At 37.6% G+C, this 18,070-nt stretch carries 13 protein-coding genes; 10 read left to right on the top strand and 3 right to left on the bottom strand.

Annotated elements, in window-relative coordinates; genetic code table 11:
- Positions 1-1,077 (top strand): LPS export ABC transporter permease LptG, encoded by a 1,077-nt coding sequence (gene lptG, locus AC6H0J_RS07795; RefSeq protein WP_005628434.1) that lies wholly within the window; start codon positions 1-3, stop codon positions 1,075-1,077.
- Positions 1,078-1,163: 86 nt separating this feature from the next.
- Complete coding sequence (locus AC6H0J_RS07790) at positions 1,164-2,006, top strand: patatin-like phospholipase family protein (RefSeq protein WP_497513597.1); 843 nt, start codon at positions 1,164-1,166, stop codon at positions 2,004-2,006.
- Positions 2,007-2,049: 43 nt separating this feature from the next.
- On the opposite strand, the gene AC6H0J_RS07785 is transcribed toward AC6H0J_RS07790, so the two are convergent.
- Together AC6H0J_RS07785 and AC6H0J_RS07780 are read right to left on the bottom strand one after the other, a co-directional pair.
- On the bottom strand, positions 2,050-4,692 hold the full coding sequence (locus AC6H0J_RS07785; protein ID WP_497513428.1) for a PqiB family protein: 2,643 nt from the start codon (positions 4,690-4,692) through the stop codon (positions 2,050-2,052).
- Positions 4,676-5,926, bottom strand: coding sequence for a PqiA/YebS family transporter subunit (locus AC6H0J_RS07780; RefSeq protein ID WP_497513426.1), 1,251 nt, complete (start codon positions 5,924-5,926; stop codon positions 4,676-4,678). The genes AC6H0J_RS07785 and AC6H0J_RS07780 overlap by 17 nt, the downstream gene beginning before the upstream one ends.
- Before the next feature lie 179 nt (positions 5,927-6,105).
- On the opposite strand from AC6H0J_RS07780, the gene proQ reads away from it, so the two are divergent.
- The 8 genes from proQ to odhB all read left to right on the top strand — a co-directional run bounded on the left by proQ (position 6,106) and on the right by odhB (position 16,797).
- Positions 6,106-6,744, top strand: a complete 639-nt coding sequence (proQ, locus tag AC6H0J_RS07775) for an RNA chaperone ProQ (RefSeq protein WP_497513424.1) — start codon at positions 6,106-6,108, stop codon at positions 6,742-6,744.
- A 26-nt stretch (positions 6,745-6,770) separates the two neighbouring features.
- Complete coding sequence (gene prc, locus AC6H0J_RS07770; RefSeq protein ID WP_497513422.1) at positions 6,771-8,846, top strand: carboxy terminal-processing peptidase; 2,076 nt, start codon at positions 6,771-6,773, stop codon at positions 8,844-8,846.
- A 75-nt stretch (positions 8,847-8,921) separates the two neighbouring features.
- On the top strand, positions 8,922-10,382 hold the full coding sequence (locus tag AC6H0J_RS07765; protein WP_497513420.1) for a L,D-transpeptidase family protein: 1,461 nt from the start codon (positions 8,922-8,924) through the stop codon (positions 10,380-10,382).
- A 30-nt stretch (positions 10,383-10,412) separates the two neighbouring features.
- Positions 10,413-10,973 (top strand): peptidoglycan L,D-endopeptidase MepK, encoded by a 561-nt coding sequence (mepK, locus tag AC6H0J_RS07760; RefSeq protein ID WP_497513418.1) that lies wholly within the window; start codon positions 10,413-10,415, stop codon positions 10,971-10,973.
- Positions 10,974-11,025: 52 nt separating this feature from the next.
- A complete protein-coding gene (locus AC6H0J_RS07755) occupies positions 11,026-11,781 on the top strand; it encodes a TatD family hydrolase (RefSeq protein ID WP_497513416.1) in 756 nt (251 codons plus the stop codon).
- Positions 11,782-11,790: 9 nt separating this feature from the next.
- Entirely contained in the window at positions 11,791-12,423 is a 633-nt protein-coding gene (locus tag AC6H0J_RS07750; protein ID WP_497513415.1) for an MBL fold metallo-hydrolase, read from the top strand.
- A gap of 210 nt (positions 12,424-12,633) precedes the next feature.
- A complete protein-coding gene (gene sucA, locus AC6H0J_RS07745; protein WP_497513413.1) occupies positions 12,634-15,441 on the top strand; it encodes a 2-oxoglutarate dehydrogenase E1 component in 2,808 nt (935 codons plus the stop codon).
- A gap of 126 nt (positions 15,442-15,567) precedes the next feature.
- The gene (gene odhB / locus AC6H0J_RS07740) at positions 15,568-16,797 is read left to right on the top strand and encodes a 2-oxoglutarate dehydrogenase complex dihydrolipoyllysine-residue succinyltransferase (RefSeq protein ID WP_497513411.1); all 1,230 of its coding nucleotides are present in this window, start codon (positions 15,568-15,570) and stop codon (positions 16,795-16,797) included.
- A gap of 115 nt (positions 16,798-16,912) precedes the next feature.
- Here odhB and nrdB read toward each other — a convergent pair whose 3' ends face one another.
- Positions 16,913-18,043, bottom strand: coding sequence for a class Ia ribonucleoside-diphosphate reductase subunit beta (nrdB, locus tag AC6H0J_RS07735; protein ID WP_065249677.1), 1,131 nt, complete (start codon positions 18,041-18,043; stop codon positions 16,913-16,915).
- Positions 18,044-18,070: the final 27 nt, after the last annotated feature.

The following is an 18,070-nucleotide window of genomic DNA, read 5'->3' as shown; positions in this document are numbered from 1 at the left end:
ATGATGAATACCCTCGATCGTTATATTGGAAAAAGTATTCTTGGCTCAATTTTTGCTACTTTGCTTACATTGGTTGGGCTTTCTGCCATTATCAAATTTGTGGAACAATTTCGTAGTGTGGGTAAAGGTACTTATGATATTTGGCAAGCGGTGGCTTTTACTGGGTTAACCATTCCAAAAGATATTGAAACTTTCTTTCCTATGGCGGCATTACTTGGTGCCCTAATGGCTTTAGGTAATCTTGCAAGTCGAAGCGAACTCGTTGTGATGCAAGCTGCTGGATTTTCTCGTTTTAAAATTGGTATGGCAGTGATGAAAACCGCATTACCATTAGTGTTGTTAACCATGGTGATTGGTGAGTGGGGGATTCCGCAAACAGAACAGTTCGCACGTGATATGCGTGCTCGAGCACTTTCTGGTGGTTCAATGCTTTCCATGAAAAATGGGGTTTGGGCAAAAGATGGTAATAATTTTGTGTTTGTTCGACGTGTGACGGATGACGCAAAATTAAACGATATTTATATTTATACTTTTGATCAGCATCGTAATTTGACGGAGTTGAAACATGCTAACCAAGCAAGTTATTCGGAAGATGAAAGTAAATGGACTTTACGTCAAGTGAACCATTCTATGATTAGCAAAGATGAAATCACGACAAGTAATCGCTTATCGGAAAAATGGGAAACAAATTTAACTCCAGATAAATTAGGCGCGGTTTCTTTACGTCCTACATCACTGTCTATTTCAGGTTTGTATAGTTACATTTCATTTTTACGTGAAACAGGTCAGGATGTGAGTCGCTTTGAACTTACATTCTGGCGGAAAATTTTCCAACCGGTGTCTGTTGGTGTGATGATGTTATTGGCATTATCTTTTATTTTTGGATCGCTACGCAGTGTGACAGCGGGCGCTAGAATTGTAACGGGCATCTGTTTTGGCTTTTTATTTTATGTAGTAAATGAAATTTTCGGGCAAATGAGCGTTGTTTATAACATGCCTGCTGTTTTCGGTGCGCTAATGCCAAGTTTGCTATTTATTGTGATGATTTGGTGGTTGCTGAGTCGGAAACGGGATTAATCCAGATTGTTCAAATAATTGCGTGTTCAGAAATGGCACGCAATATTTTTATGTGTTGTTTTCAAATGGAAGAAGTTAAAAAATCAATGAAAATTGGCTTAGTATTAGAAGGTGGGGCGATGCGAGGCATGTACACCGCAGGTGTGCTAGATACCTTCTTAGATAAAGATTTTTGGGTTGATGGTATCATTTCTGTTTCTGCAGGTGCATTGTTTGGTGTTAATTATCCTTCTCGGCAAAAAGGGCGGACAATTCGTTATAATAAGAAATTTATATCAGATAAGCGTTATATCAGTTTTAAAAGTTTGGTGAGTACGGGCAATATCGTGAATAAAGATTTTGCTTTTTATGAAGTACCTTTCAAATATGATGTGTTTGATAATAAAACATTTAAAGAATCAGATATTGATTTTTATGTGGCTGTGACTAATTTACAAACCGCTCAAGCGGAATATGTCAAATTAATAGATCCTTTGGCGCAAATGGAGGTGTTGCGTGCTACTTCTGCGATGCCTTATGTTTCTCGTCCTGTCGATATACACGGAATTCCTTATTTGGATGGCGCTATTGCTGACTCTATTCCTGTCGAACAAATGCAGAAGTTAGGATACGATAAAATCATTGTCATTCTTACCCGCACTTTATATTATAGAAAATCTAAGCCAATGACTTGGGTTGCCAAATGGTTTTATCGACGTTATCCACATTTTTCCGATGCAGTAAATCAGCGTTATGCCATGTACAATCGACAAGTTGAAAATGTGATTAAGCTAGCAGAAAAAGGCGATATTTTTGTTATTCGACCTTCTGTTGATTTGAAGATTAAGCGTATTGAAAAAGATCCCAATAAATTGCAAGCAATGTATGAGTTGGGTATAAAAGATATGCTATTACAGTGGAAAAACTTATTGGACTATTTAAATCGATAATAAAAAATGGATTAAACCTTTTACCGTTTAATCCATTTTTTATTTATTGTGGTAATGCGCCGCTTCCCCAAGTTTGCACTTCTTCAGGACGCTTTATCTGAAGTAAGAAACGTTTGTTTGACTGCGCCTGTGGTTGAATTTCTTTTTCTGCTGGTGTGGAGAAAGAAATACCACCTTTTAGCAACTGTTGAACACTTCCTGTATTAAATGCTGCACCTTTCCAGCCTAAGGTAAAGTCATAGCCTGATGCAATCCAAAATTCTGTATTTTGTCGAACAAGATGACTATATTTCGGCATAATTGCAATATGCACTAAGACGCGATCACCAAGACTGTTAAGCTCAAATTTTTTCACGGTACCCACTTCTACGCCTCGATAAAGAATTGGTGAACCTTCACTTAAATTCATGGCATCACGTGTTTCTAAAATAAATGGTGTACCATTACTAAATTTATTACGTTGTGGCGCTGTTTGAGCTAAATTGAATTGTGTTTTTGGTTTACCATTCCCAATTTCAATATCGATATAAGGCTGTAATAAGCTATCAAGATTATCTATTCCACCGGCTGAAATTTGTGGTGAGATAATCGTAAAGTTAGAACCTTCTTTTGCAATTATATTCATATAGTTCGGGTTTATTAACGCTTTTGCAGTGATGCGTTTAGATTTTGCATCAAGCTGAATACTGTCAATTTGCCCTATGTCTAAACCCAAATAGCGCAGACTCATTCCTTTGCTCAGATTGCTTGCATCATCTGCCATTAAGGTGATTGCAAGCCCGATGGATTTTGCATAACTTTCATTTGCGTAAAGTGTTCGATTATTGCCCGAACCACTATTATCAAAGCTAATCGCACCTTTTAAGGAACGCGCAAGAGGTGTCGCTTGAATGCTAATTCCTTTAGGTGTGATATCAATTTTTGCCGCACTTTCCACCCAAAATCGGCTTTTATCGGTCAGCAAATGTTGATAGGCGGGATAAATATAAACCTCTATATCAAAGCTATTAGTTTTAGGTTTAATATTTAAAATTTTCCCCACTTCAAATTGACGATATAGTACGAGAGAACCTTTATCAATGCTTGGTAACGTTTGGGTATGTAAGGTTATCGTTGGCGTAAGAATATTTCCTATGATGCCATGTTCAGCATTGCTGATATTTTGATAAAGCGGATAGCTATCTTTAGCTTTTCCCTGACCTTGTTTCGTTAATACCCTTACGCCACCTTGTAACCATTTTTCTGGTGTCGCGGATTCAAAACGCAATCCGTCTAATCCAACGCTGATATCAAAATTTGTTGCTGCGACAAATTGTGTGTTTTCGTGAATTAAATTGCGATATTCGGATGCAATTGCTGCTTTAAATTGCACGCCATTTACATCCACTTTTTGTGAAACAATTTGTCCGATTGGCATGTTGTTATAAAACACATTTTGACCTTCACTTACACCGTAATTTTCTGGTGCGGTGAGTGTTAAAACTAATGTATTAGGTGCATTGAGTAATAACTCATTTTCTTTAATGACATCAAACTGATGCTTAGTTTCACCATCTCCAGCAATGACATCAAAATATTCGCCACGAAAGAATTTTTTGGGATCTGCTAAATTACCAAGATCCGTTTTTTTATTGCGAAGTACGATTTTGCTATTCGCTTTAAATAAAGAGGTTTGGTTTGGATCTATCAATAAACTGCCTTCTAAAATTTCATCGTTATTTTCAACCGCACTTATTTTAGAAAGAATCCCAATAGGATTATCTTGAGAATAAACTTCGGTCTGTCCTGCAACGAGACCAGCGGATGCGGGAATATTTACGTTGACTTCAATCCCACGTTTTGCGGCTTTTAAATTGGTATACAGGGTGAAGTGACTATTTTCATCTGCTTTTGGGCTGTCAGCTGGAGAGTCAAAAGAAACAGCACCTTGTACAACCGCATTTAAACTTTCTACATTTAGATTTAAGCCTGACGGGCTAATGTTGGCGTTAATGCCGCTTATGTTCCAAAAACGTGAATCTTTTTTCACAAACTGTGCATAGGCTTTATCAATCACCACGTCTATTTGTACTTTATTGTCTTTATTAATGCGGTAATCGTAAATTTTTCCTACAGGTAGTTTTTTAAAATATACGGATGCACCAATAGAAATTGAGCCTAAATCATCAGAAATTAAGTGAATCAATAAATCTCCAGGAGAAACTTGGGCAATGGGGCCTTGTTCTTCTGCAATAAATTCATCTTCGCGATCGCCATCACCCGGTTGAAGAGTGATGTAATTGCCTGATACGAGAGAATCTAAACCTGAAATGCCTGCAAGTGAAACATTTGGTTGAACAAGCCAGAATTTTGTATTTTCACGCAAAATACTTGATGCTTCAGGATTGATATTGGCTACAACTTCCACTTTTTGCAGGTTATCTGTGAAATTTACTTTCTTTACTACACCAATTTGCAAACCTTGGTAGCGAACTTGTGTTTTATCCGCAACAATACCTGAACCATTGGTAAAGGTAATCGTGATGCTTGTGCCACGTTCCTTAACAATTTGGAAGAATAAAATTGCCCCAATACATAATGCAATAAAGGGAAGTAACCAAAATGGAGAAATACGACGAGTTTTTCGTACTGCCGCAGTCATTTCTGTATGTTGATCTTTCATTGAAGAACTATTTTTCTCTGTCATAAATTTTCCAAATTAATCGACTATCAAATTGTGAGGTTGAAATCATGCTGCAAAATACGGCAGCGCCGAAGTAAAATGCGCCAGGGCCAACGGTAAAATTAATAATTTCACCGCGTGTTACTAGTGACATCATTAAGGCTAATACAAATAAATCGAGCATCGACCAGCGCCCAACGAAATGCACAATATGCAATAAACGTATTTGCCATTTTATAGAGTGTCGCCATTTAAAATGAACACAACTTAGTAAATAAAGTAGAATTACAGCTTTACTGATTGGGACAAAAATACTCGCAAAGAATACCACGAAAGCAACAAAATAACTGCCCATATTAACAAAAGAAATTACACCAGATATCAATGTATCTTCAGAGAGCGCGCCTGTTAAATAAATGCCTGATATGGGTAATAAATTTGCTGGGAAAAGCATAATAATCCCAGCAATTAAACTTGCCCAAGTGCGTTGTAACTTAATATTATCTGAAATATGAACAGGCGATAAACAGCGAGGACATCGTGGGGTGTTCTTTTTATCGTGATGAATACCATTTTTTGAAAATGTATAGTTACAAGCATCACATAATTCAATGTTTTTTGCATCATAAGCTGGTTCATTTTCTGGATAAAACTCTTTCCACAATGCTTTAAGGTTTAATTTTATAAAAAGTAAGGTTGTCAAAAGTGCGGTGAAAATGAAAGGAATTAAATAAACATTAATTTCCAGTGTTGCATATTCACGTACTTTGAACATCGTCACACCTAGCGCGACTAAATATACATCAAACATAACCCAAGGTTTTATATAACCTAAAAAAAGCAAAACACTACGAGGTTTAATATGCAAAATTTTTGCAATCCAGAGCATGATGACTAAAATTGCAAAGGTAATTGGCATGACAACGGCACAGATAAACACCATAAAAGCAGTGTATTCATAGCCTGCCACTGACATTTTCCAAATACCTTCCCAAATAGAAGCATCAATTTTTACACCTAATAAATGAAGACTTAATAGGGGATACCCCAAGGCAAATGGCATCAAAATAAGAATCGATAAAGCAACCATAGCGCAACGATGCACTGACCAACGCCCACCTGTCGCTAAATGGTGATGACAACGTGGACATTCAGCTTGTTCATCTTTATTTAATATCAAAGGTGTTTCTACGCTAGCATCACATTCTTCGCATTTTATAATTTGAAATGATTTTTGTGTGAGGTTTGATTCTTGCACGAAAGATTATCTTTTATTCGGTTGTTAAAAACGGCGCATTTTAGCCTTGTTTAAGTATATATGGGAAGTGATCTTGACTATTTTTGTGCGAAATTTATTCACAATGTTTTGATTCATTGTAAATTTTGTAAAAAGTGCGATAAACTAAGTCGGTTTATATTTACCCTAGGATAACTAATATGACTGATTCTCAATCTGGCGTTCAGGCTACTGATGCGCAAGTAAATTCACAAAAACTAACCAATACAAAAGATATTATTGCGTATTTGGCTGAAAAATTCCCTCTTTGCTTTATTTTAGAAGGCGAAGCAAAACCATTAAAAATTGGTCTGTTCCAAGATTTAGCGGAAGCATTACAAGATGATGAGCATGTAAGCAAAACTCAGTTGCGTCAGGCTCTTCGTCAATACACATCAAATTGGCGTTATTTACATGGCTGTCGCGAAGGCGCAGTGCGCGTAGATTTACACGGTAATCCAGCCGGAGTATTAGAAGCGGAGCATGTAGCCCATGCAGCTCAACAGCTTGCTGAAGCTAAAGCACGCGTTGCTGAAAAACGTAAAGCCGAAGCTGCAGCGAAAAAAGCTCAACAAAAACAACGTCCACGTAAACCTGCAAATAAAAATGCTAAACATTTCAATAAGCCGTCATTAAGTGCGGTTGATTTTTCACAAATTTCTGTTGGTTCTGTGGTGAAAGTGAAAGCTGGTGATCATGCGAAAAAAGCAACAGTAGTGGAAGTTCTAAAAGATTCAGCTCGTGTTGAGCTTGAAAACGGTTTGGTTATGAGCGTAGCTGCAGATCGTTTATTTGCATAATGATTTAATTCTACTCGGGAAAGGTTATGAGATCTAATATTTCAAAAAATGTGATTACTAGCGCATTGTTATCGGCATTGTTAATCGGCTCTGTGCCTGCTTTGGCTGTGCAGCCTAAATTAAAACTGAGCGATATTACTATTCCAACAGCAAGCGAAGAGAATCAGTTGGCGACTAAGCGTGCAACGACTCGATTAACCCAATCGCATTATCGAAAGATCTCATTGGATGATGCTTTTTCTGAAAAGATTTTTGATCGTTATATTAAAAATATTGATTTTAGCCATAACACCTTTTTGCAATCTGATGTAGATGAACTTCGTCAAAAATATGGTGCTAAGTTGGATGACCAGTTAAATCAAGGTGATCTTTCTGCTGCTTTTGATATTTATGATGTAATGATGAAGCGTCGTTATGAACGTTATGCCTATGCCTTGTCTTTATTAGATAAAGAGCCTAATTTGAATGGCCAGGATCAAATTGAAATTGATCGTGAAAAAGCGGCATTTCCGAAAAATGAAGAGGAAGCCAACAAACTTTGGGAAGAACGAGTAAAAAATGACATTATCAATCTTAAATTAAAAGATAAAAAATGGTCAGAAATTAAAACAAAACTCACTAAACGTTATAATTTGGCAATTCGCCGTTTAACTCAAACAAAGGCAGATGACATTCTGCAAACCTATTTGAATGCATTTGCTCGTGAAATTGATCCACATACAAGCTATCTTGCACCAAGAACTGCGAAAAGTTTTAATGAAAGCATGAATCTTTCTCTTGAGGGGATTGGGGCAACGTTACAATCAGAAGATGATGAAACAAGTATTAAGTCACTTGTTCCTGGCGCACCTGCGGAGAAAAGTAAAAAATTACATCCCGGAGATAAAATTATCGGTGTGGGACAAGCAACAGGCGAGATTGAAGATATCGTAGGCTGGCGTTTAGAAGATATCGTTGAGAAAATCAAAGGTAAAAAAGGCACAAAAGTGCGGTTAGAAATTGAGCCGTCTAAAGGTGGAAAATCCCGTATTATTACTTTAGTTCGCGATAAAGTGCGTATTGAAGATCAAGCTGCAAAATTAACCATGGATAAAGCCAATGGTAAAAATATTGCGGTAATCAAAGTGCCAAGTTTTTATATTGGTTTAACTGATGATGTTAAAAAATTATTGGTTAAAGCAGAGAAACAAAAAGCCGATGCGTTAATTATTGATTTGCGTGAGAATGGTGGTGGCGCATTAACAGAAGCGGTTGCTTTAAGTGGTTTGTTTATTACGAATGGTCCTGTTGTGCAAGTACGTGATGCCTATCAACGAATTCGTGTACATGAAGACGATGATGCCGAGCAACAATATAAAGGTCCTTTGTTTGTGATGATTAACCGTTACAGCGCTTCGGCATCAGAAATTTTTGCAGCGGCAATGCAGGATTACAATCGCGGTATTGTTATTGGACAAAATACTTACGGTAAAGGTACCGTTCAGCAAAGTCGTCCTTTAAATTTTGTGTATGATTTGGATCAGACGCCGTTAGGTTTATTGCAATATACTATCCAAAAATTCTATCGAATTAATGGCGGTTCAACACAATTAAAAGGTGTCGCAGCAGATATTAATTTCCCTGAAATTATCGATGCGAAAGAATACGGTGAAGATAAAGAAGATAATGCATTGCCGTGGGATAAAATTCCATCTGCAACTTATAAAGAAGTTGGTAATGCGCGCAAAGACGTTGATGTATTAAATAAAAAACATCTTGAGCGTATAGCTAAAGATCCTGAGTTTATTGCATTGAATGAAGATTTAAAAATCCGTAATGAGCGCCGCGATCGCAAATTCTTATCGTTGAATTATCAAACGCGTAAAGCTGAAAACGATAAAGATGATGCAAGACGTTTAAAAGATATTAATGATCGTTTTAAACGAGAAGGTAAAAAAGCATTAAATGATATTGATGATTTACCGAAAGATTATGAAGCGCCAGATTTCTTCTTAAAAGAGGCGGAAAAGATGGCTGCGGATTTTGTCATGTTGAATTCAAGTGCGCAAGATGTTGGTAAAGAAGCTCAGAAACCAACAGAAAAAGTAGAAGAGAAAAAATAAAATTATGTTAACCGCACTTTGTTTTAGAATTTAGATAAAGTGCGGTTGTTTTTAGGAAATGTTTAAGGAATGGCTATGTTTAAAAGCACTGCAAAGCTCTCAGTATTTGTGTTGTCATTGTCAATGATGACATCAGGATGCGCTTTAGCAGATTTTGCAAACAATGGGAAATCTGCGCAAACTCATGGAATTGATGTTTCGCATTTATCTCCAGAAGAAAAACAAAAGCTAGAAGAAGAAATTAAATTAGATCAAGCGCGCTTATTACAGGAAAAGCAATCGATTTTAGAGATGTCGCTAACCCATGAAATAGGCGAGCATGCTTTACAGTTTAAGCCTTTGTTAGCTCGTTTATATGCAGAACGTAAATATACACCATTATGGAAAGATAATGCTGCGGCTCGCCAATTATTACAGGATTATGCAGCTATGGTGGCTAGCGGTATTTCTAAACGTTCAGCAAAATCCTTAGAATCCTTTGAATTGATCGAGCAAGAAGGCGGATTAGCTTATGATGTTTTATTGAGCGATATATTGCTAGATTATTTGTATTATACTCAAAATGTTGGAGTTCAAGCTCAACGTTGGCTGTATTCGCCTAGTGCTTATAAAGTCCAACAACCTGCAGATGAACATATTCAACGTTGGTTAAGTGCGGTAGAAAATGGTCAACTTTTAGGTTTTGTACAAAGTTTATCGGGTGATAATCACTTATATCATCAAACTGTTAAAGCGTTATCATCAATGGTATCAGCATCAGGCTTATCAGAGGTTGGGCAGAAACTTGCAATTAATGCACAGCGTTTACGAGTAATTCCTGATTTTCATAATGGCATCTTTGTAAATATTCCAAGTTATAAATTGCAGTATTATCGTGATGGTAATTTAATTTTGGAGTCTCGTGTTATTGTTGGTAAGGATCAACGGCGTACGCCAGTGATGTATAGCAAATTGAGTAATGTTGTTGTTAATCCACCTTGGAATGCCCCTACTCGCTTAATTAATGAAGATTTATTGCCAAAAATGAAAGCGGATCCAAATTATATTGCAGAACATAATTATTCAATTTTAGATAGTCAGGGAAATGTTGTTGATCCAGCTTCTATTGATTGGGCATCTATTGGTAATAAATTCCCTTATCGAGTTCGACAAGCCGCGGGCGATAGCGCATTGGGTAATTATAAATTTAATATGCCAAGCTCAGATGCGATTTATTTACATGATACGCCAAATCATGGATTATTTAGTCGTAAAGATCGTGCATTAAGCTCTGGTTGCGTGCGTGTGGAAAAGTCCGATCAACTTGCTAGTATTTTATTAAAAGAAGCGGGGTGGTCTGATGAACGTAAAAAGAATGTTTTAGAGAGTAAAAAAACTGTTTCTGCCCCAATTCGTTCAGAAAACCCAGTGTTTATATACTATGTAACATCCTGGGTTGATGATGGAAAAATTCAAGTATTGCCAGATATTTATAAATACGATGGATTGATGAATTTCAGTGACATTAATTGGAATGTCGTCAAAAAATATCTCTAATAATCCATCAAAATATAGAAAGGAGAGATGATGAACAAGGTTGATAAACAGAAACGTAAATGGCTGTCGCTCGGTGGAATTGTTTTAGGTGCATCAGTTTTACCAAATTCTGTATTAGCAGTGGTTTCAACACCTAAGCCTCGTATCTTGACGTTCCGTAACATTAATACGGGAGAGCGATTAAGTGGTGAATTTTTTGCACAAAAAGGTTTCTCAAGTGCAATATTAAAAAAATTAGATCATTTTATGCGCGATAAACGAACAAATCAAGTTCGTAGAATGGATCCAAATTTATTCCACAAGTTTTATAACATTCAAAGTAATTTGGGGATACGCAATGCTGAAATTGAAATTATTTGTGGGTATCGTTCCGCTGCAACAAATGCGATGCGCCATCGTCAAAGTAAAGGCGTAGCAAGTAATAGTTATCACATTAAAGGAAAAGCAATTGATTTCCGTATTGCGGGTGTACCTTTGATTAAAGTGAAATCTTCCGCAGAAAGTCTTCGAAATGGTGGTGTAGGTTATTATCCAACAAGTAATTTTATTCATGTGGATACAGGCCCTGTTAGAACCTGGAAAGGGGTATAAAATAAATTTAAAATTGACCGCACTTTTGTGCGGTTTTTCATTGGAAAATACTATGTTATTTGACAGTCATCTTCATTTAGATCAACTCTCTGATGAGAATATCCAGAAAACACTTGGGGATTCAAAGATTACAGGTATGCTTGCGGTAAGTACGAATCTAAAAAGTGCTAAAAAGCTATTGAATTTAAAAAAGGCTTATCCCGAGAAACTTTATATTGCAGCTGGTTTTCATCCTGAACAGCCTTTGCTCAATTTAGAAGAGCAAGAAGAATTATTTCAATGGATTGATGACCATTATTCTTTAATTTCTGCGATTGGCGAGGTGGGATTGCCACATTATTCTAAACGTGAAAATTCAAATTTGGATGACGCACCTTACATTGAATTACTGGAACGATTTATTCTGATAGCGAAAAAATGGGATTTGCCGTTAAATTTACATATTGTGCATAATGATGTGGATATTGCCCTTGAATTATTACAGAAACATAATATCCAACGAGCTCATTTTCATTGGTTTAAGACAGATGAAAAATCTTTTCATAAATTTTTATCTACACCATATTTTGCGAGCCTAACGCCTGATATTTTATGGAATCCTAAAACGCAATATGTTGCTCAACATTTGTCATTAAACCGTTTGATGATTGAAACGGATAGTCCTTGGCCACATGTAGGATTTGAAAGTGCGGTCATTTCTGAGCAATTATTTGCAGTATCGAAGAAAGTAGCGGAATTAAAATCTTTGCCATTACATTATGTTCAAGAGAAAATGCTTTTGAATACTCAACAATTTTATCGATTATAAGGAGCAAACATGAATATCGAAATTATCCCAGTCACCTCATTTCAACAAAATTGTTCTTTAATTTGGGATGACGACAACAATGCAGCAATCATTGATCCGGGCGGCGAAGCCGAACGCCTAATTCAGCGTATAGAAGAACTAGATCTAAATCTTAAAGTGATTTTGCTTACCCACGGTCATTTAGATCATGTTGGCGCAGCCATGCAATTAAAACAACATTTTGGTGTTGAAATTTGGGGCTCTCATGAAGAAGATAAATTTTTATTTGAGAGTTTGCTAGAACAAGCTCAACGTTTTGGTTTACCAAATATAGAAGCCTTTTTACCTGATCGTTGGTTTAATCAAGAAGGTGAAATTTTAAAATTAGATGGCTTTAATTTCGAGATTTTACATTTACCGGGGCACACACCAGGGCATATTGGTTTTATTGAACATGAGAAAAAAGTGGCATTTACGGGCGATGTATTATTTCAAGGTGGAATTGGTCGTACCGATTTCCCTCGCGGGGATTATGAAACATTGATTTCTTCAATTCGAACAAAACTATTACCCTTGAATGATGATCTGATTATTATTGCTGGGCATGGACCTTATACAACCATTGGCCGAGAAAAGCAGACAAACCCATTTTTAAATCGTTAAAGTTAAAAGTGTGGTAAATTTTATTCTTATTTTCTAAAAGAGCTGATTTTTTATTGGCTTTTTTTATCTGAAAAAGGAAAGAGTTTGAGTCAGATCACAAATCTGTAACAATTTCTGATAAGAGGCTTATTTCCTTTTCAATCCTATGTATAATGCATAAAAAACGGAGCGAAAAATATCGTTCCAAATAATCATAATAAAGAGGTAATTATGCAGCAAAACAAGGCATTTGATGATTGGTTAGCTAGCACAGCATTAGGCGGTGCAAATCAATCTTATATAGAAGAGCTTTATGAAAGCTATTTGAGTGATCCTCAGTCGGTGGAGGAAAGCTGGCGAGCCACTTTTGATTCTTTACCAAAAATGACCGCACTTGAACAGCCTCATACACCAGTACGAGATTATTTTCGTCGTTTGGCGCGAGAAAATCATAATGAAGCAGTGACAGTAATAGATCCTGCTGCTGGTGCAAAATTGGTGAAAATTCTACAATTTATCAATGCCTATCGTTTTCGTGGCCATTTAGAGGCTAATCTCGATCCCCTCAATTATTATCGTTGGAAAGTATCTTCCGTCCCTGAATTAGATTATCGTCATCATGGTTTTATTGAACAAGATCTCAATGAAACCTTCAATATTAATCATTACGTTTACAAACGCGATACCATTAAACTTGGTGAGTTAGCTCAAATGTTGAAAGAGACATATTGTGGCTCAATTGGCTTAGAGTTTATGCATGTGCAGGATATGGCACAGAAAACTTGGCTCCAGAGTAAAATGGAAAGCGTGTTAGATAAACCGCTTTTTACATCTGAAGAACGTGTTAATTTTCTTCGTGAACTTACCGCTGCGGACGGTTTAGAGCGCTATCTAGGGGCAAAATTCCCAGGGGCGAAACGCTTTTCTTTAGAAGGAAGTGATGCATTTATTCCATTAATGAAAGAAATTATACGTCATGCCAGCCGCCAAGGGGTAAATGATGTGGTAATGGGAATGGCACACCGTGGGCGTTTGAATATGCTCGTGAATGTATTAGGTAAAAAGCCTGAGGATTTATTTGATGAATTTGCGGGTAAACATTCTAGTGAACGTACGGGAGATGTGAAATACCATCAAGGTTTTTCTTCTGATTTTGCAGTGGATGATAAGCGAGTTCACTTAACTTTGGCATTTAATCCATCTCATTTGGAAATTGTAAGCCCAGTAGTGGTGGGATCTGTACGTTCAAGACAGACTCGTATTAATGATACAACGCGTAGTCAAGTTTTAGCGATTACAGTACATGGTGATTCCGCTGTAGCAGGGCAGGGTGTTGTTCAAGAAACATTGAATATGTCAAATGCTCGAGGTTACAGTGTGGGCGGCACGATTCGTATTGTGATTAATAACCAAATTGGTTTTACGACATCTAATCCGAATGACACACGTTCCACAGAGTATTGCACTGATATCGCGAAAATGATTCAAGCGCCGATTATTCACGTTAATGGTGATGATCCTGAAGCTGTTGCTTTTGCTGCGCGTATGGCTGTGGAATATCGTAATTTATTTAAACGAGATATTTTTATTGATTTGATTTCTTATCGTCGTCATGGTCATAACGAAGCTGATGAGCCATTAGCTACTCAGCCAATGATGTATAGCATCATCAAAAAACATCCTACACCTCGTAAAGTTTATGCAGATCGCTTAGTTTCAGAAGGCGTGATGACTGAAGAACAAGTTACCGAGATGGCGAATGATTATCGCGATGCGCTAGATAACGGTGATCGAGTCGTATCAGAATGGCGAGAAATGGATACGGCAAAAATGGATTGGTTGCAATATCTCAACTATGATTGGACTGCGCCGTATGAAAGTAAATTTTCACAGGAGCGTTTTTTAACCCTTGCTAAACGTGTATGTGAATATCCAGAAAGTTTACGTGCGCATCCTCGTGTAGAAAAAATTTATAATGATCGTAAAGCAATGTATCAAGGCGAGAAATTGCTCGACTGGGGTATGGCTGAAACCATGGCTTATGCAACCTTACTTGATGAAGGTGTTAATGTTCGTTTATCAGGTGAAGATGCGGGGCGTGGAACCTTTTTCCATCGTCATGCCGTTGTGCATAATCAAAATGATGGTACGGGGTATGTACCATTAACACATTTGCACGCCAATCAAGGTCGTTTTGAAGTATGGGATTCTGTACTTTCAGAAGAGTCAGTACTCGCTTTTGAATATGGCTACGCAACAACAGATCCAAAAACGTTAACCATTTGGGAAGCGCAATTTGGCGATTTTGCTAATGGTGCACAAATTGTTATCGACCAATTTATTAGCTCTGGCGAACAAAAATGGGGCAGAATGTGTGGTTTAGTTATGTTATTGCCTCATGGCTATGAGGGACAGGGGCCAGAACATTCTTCTGCTCGTCTTGAACGTTATTTGCAACTTTGTGCTGAACAAAATATGCAAGTCTGCGTGCCATCAACGCCAGCACAGGTGTATCACATGTTGCGCCGTCAGTCGTTACGTAAAATGCGTCGTCCATTGATTGCCATTTCTCCAAAATCTTTGCTACGTCACCCATTGGCTGTATCCAGTTTAGATGAGTTGATTAATGGAGCTTTCCAAACGGTAATTGGAGAAATTGACGAGCTTGATCCTAAAGGTGTAAAACGTGTGGTAATGTGTTCAGGTAAAGTTTATTACGATTTACTTGAACAACGTCGTGCGAATAATCAGAAAGATGTCGCGATTATCCGCATTGAGCAGCTTTATCCATTCCCGCATGAGGATGTGAAGAAAGTGCTTGAGCCTTATGCGCATGTCACGGATTATGTATGGTGCCAAGAAGAACCACTTAACCAAGGGGCTTGGTATTGCAGCAAACATAATTTTGAATCAGCAATTCCAGAATCCGTTAAACTCAAATATGCAGGGCGTCCAGCTTCAGCTTCGCCTGCTGTGGGTTATATGTCGCTTCACACTAAACAGCAAAAACAGTTAGTGGAAGATGCCTTAACCCTATAAAGTGCGGTTAGAAATTAAGATATTTTTATAAATTTACAGGTGTACTTGTTGCATCCTGGATAAAAAGTAAAAGAGTAATTTAGTGCAATAAGTTGCACTTTAAGTTAAGAGATAAGGAAAAATAAAATGACCATTGAAATTCTTGTTCCAGACCTACCTGAATCAGTTGCAGATGCAACCGTTGCTACTTGGCATAAAAAAGTAGGTGATACCGTTAAACGTGATGAAGTTATTGTAGAAATTGAAACGGATAAAGTCGTGCTAGAAGTACCCGCACTTTCTGATGGTGTACTGGCAGAAGTTGTTCAAGCTGAGGGCGAAACTGTGGTGAGTAAACAGTTGCTAGGCAAAATTTCTACGGCTCAAGAAGGGGATGTTAGTTCAGAGACGTTAAAAGCAACGAATGAACCTACACCATCTGATCGTCAACATGCAGAAATTGAAAATAGTCATAATCATAATGCGGATCAGGGACCTGCTATTCGTCGTTTATTAGCAGAACATGATTTACAAGCAGATCAAATTCAAGGTTCGGGTGTTGGCGGCCGTTTAACGCGTGAAGACATTGAACGTGAAATCGCAAAAAGACAAGCACTGCAAGCGAAACAAGAAGTTGCCACTGAGCAAAATACAATTAGTACGGTAGCTTATAGTGCACGTTCAGAAAAACGTGTGCCAATGACCCGTTTGCGTAAACGTATTGCTGAACGTTTACTGGAAGCCAAAAATAGTACAGCAATGCTTACTACTTTCAATGAAGTGGATATGCAACCGATAATGACTTTGCGTAAAACCTACGGCGAAAAATTTGAAAAACAGCATGGTGTTCGTTTAGGATTTATGTCTTTTTATATCAAAGCGGTTGTGGAAGCATTAAAACGTTATCCTGAAGTGAATGCTTCCATTGATGGCGATGATGTTGTTTACCATAACTATTTTGATATTAGTATTGCGGTTTCGACTCCTCGTGGATTAGTCACTCCAGTGCTTCGCGATTGCGATAAGCTCAGTATGGCAGAGATCGAAAAACAAATTAAAGCATTAGCTGAAAAAGGTCGTGATGGCAAATTGACTGTAGAAGATCTCACTGGCGGCAATTTTACCATTACAAATGGCGGCGTGTTTGGTTCTCTTATGTCCACCCCAATTATCAATCCACCACAAAGTGCAATTTTAGGAATGCATGCTATTAAAGAACGCCCGATTGCGCTTAATGGTCAAGTGGTGATTCGCCCGATGATGTATCTTGCTTTATCTTACGATCATCGTTTAATTGACGGTCGTGAATCTGTTGGTTTCTTGGTAACGATTAAAGAATTATTGGAAGATCCAACAAGATTATTATTGGAAATCTAAGAAATAAAAGGCTTTCTGTGTTAGAAAGCCTTTTAAAATGAACAAAAAATTAACCGCACTTTAAATATTTAAAAAGAATATTCCAAAGTGCGGTTATTTTCTTGTGTGTTTTTAATTAGAGATCGAAATCCCCAAAATCATTCGTATCAACTTTTGAGTCAATTTGACCAACAAGGTAAGAACTCACTTCCACTTCTTGTGGTGCCACTTGTACGTTGTCAGAAACAAGCCATGCGTTAATCCATGGAATCGGGTTAGAACGAGCACCAAATGGCAATGGAAGACCGACCGCTTGCATACGGATATTGGTGATATATTCCACGTATTGCACCAAAATGTCTTTGTTCAAACCAATCATAGAACCGTCTTTGAACAAATAATCAGCCCAGTCTTTTTCTTGTTCTGCAGCCGCTAAGAATAAATCATAGGCTTCTTGTTTACATTCTTCTGCAATCTCTGCCATTTCAGGATCATCTTGACCTGCAGCCATAATATTTAAAATATGCTGCGTACCCGTTAAGTGTAACGCTTCATCACGTGCGATAAATTTAATGATTTTCGCATTACCTTCCATTAATTGACGCTCCGCAAAGGCAAAGGAGCAAGCAAAGGATACATAAAAACGAATCGCTTCAAGTGCGTTCACACTCATCAAGCAAAGATAAAGTTGTTTTTTCAAGTTGCGTAATGTCACCACACATTCTTTACCATCTACAGTGTAAGTGCCTTCACCATATAGGCTGTAAAGTTGGCTGTCACGGATTAAATCATCGTAGTAAGAAGAAATATCGCGCGCACGTTTGATGATTTCTTCGTTGGTCACGATGTCATCAAATACAATAGATGGATCGTTCACGATATTACGAATAATGTGGGTGTAAGAGCGAGAGTGGATGGTTTCAGAGAAGGTCCAAGTCTCAATCCAAGTTTCTAATTCAGGAATAGACACTAACGGCAATAATGCAACGTTCGGGCTACGGCCTTGAATAGAATCTAATAGGGTTTGATATTTTAAGTTACTGATGAAAATGTGTTTTTCATGCTCAGGTAACGCGGCATAGTCGATACGGTCTTGCGACACATCTACTTCTTCCGGACGCCAGAAGAAAGAAAGTTGTTTTTCAATGAGCTTTTCAAACGTCTCATATTTTTGTTGATCGTAACGCGCAACGTTAACGTTTTGACCAAAGAACATTGGTTCTTTTAATTGGTCGTTTTTGGTTTGTGAGAAAGTGGTGTATGCCATATATTGTTCCCCGTTTTGGCAACCTTA

The sequence above is a fragment of the Haemophilus sp. THUN1691 genome (assembly GCF_059704425.1).
Note: the sequence above shows the minus strand (reverse complement) of the source record. Positions and strands in the feature narration are given on the sequence as shown.

What these genes read in the sequence shown, in the direction of transcription:
- nrdB (WP_065249677.1), bottom strand. Translation starts at nt 18,043, where the DNA reads ATGGCATACACCACTTTCTCACAAACCAAAAACGACCAATTAAAAGAA.
- AC6H0J_RS07755 (WP_497513416.1), top strand. Translation starts at nt 11,026, where the DNA reads ATGTTATTTGACAGTCATCTTCATTTAGATCAACTCTCTGATGAGAAT.
- odhB (WP_497513411.1), top strand. Translation starts at nt 15,568, where the DNA reads ATGACCATTGAAATTCTTGTTCCAGACCTACCTGAATCAGTTGCAGAT.
- mepK (WP_497513418.1), top strand. Translation starts at nt 10,413, where the DNA reads ATGAACAAGGTTGATAAACAGAAACGTAAATGGCTGTCGCTCGGTGGA.
- AC6H0J_RS07765 (WP_497513420.1), top strand. Translation starts at nt 8,922, where the DNA reads ATGTTTAAAAGCACTGCAAAGCTCTCAGTATTTGTGTTGTCATTGTCA.
- AC6H0J_RS07785 (WP_497513428.1), bottom strand. Translation starts at nt 4,692, where the DNA reads ATGACAGAGAAAAATAGTTCTTCAATGAAAGATCAACATACAGAAATG.
- proQ (WP_497513424.1), top strand. Translation starts at nt 6,106, where the DNA reads ATGACTGATTCTCAATCTGGCGTTCAGGCTACTGATGCGCAAGTAAAT.
- prc (WP_497513422.1), top strand. Translation starts at nt 6,771, where the DNA reads ATGAGATCTAATATTTCAAAAAATGTGATTACTAGCGCATTGTTATCG.
- sucA (WP_497513413.1), top strand. Translation starts at nt 12,634, where the DNA reads ATGCAGCAAAACAAGGCATTTGATGATTGGTTAGCTAGCACAGCATTA.
- lptG (WP_005628434.1), top strand. Translation starts at nt 1, where the DNA reads ATGATGAATACCCTCGATCGTTATATTGGAAAAAGTATTCTTGGCTCA.
- AC6H0J_RS07790 (WP_497513597.1), top strand. Translation starts at nt 1,164, where the DNA reads ATGAAAATTGGCTTAGTATTAGAAGGTGGGGCGATGCGAGGCATGTAC.
- AC6H0J_RS07750 (WP_497513415.1), top strand. Translation starts at nt 11,791, where the DNA reads ATGAATATCGAAATTATCCCAGTCACCTCATTTCAACAAAATTGTTCT.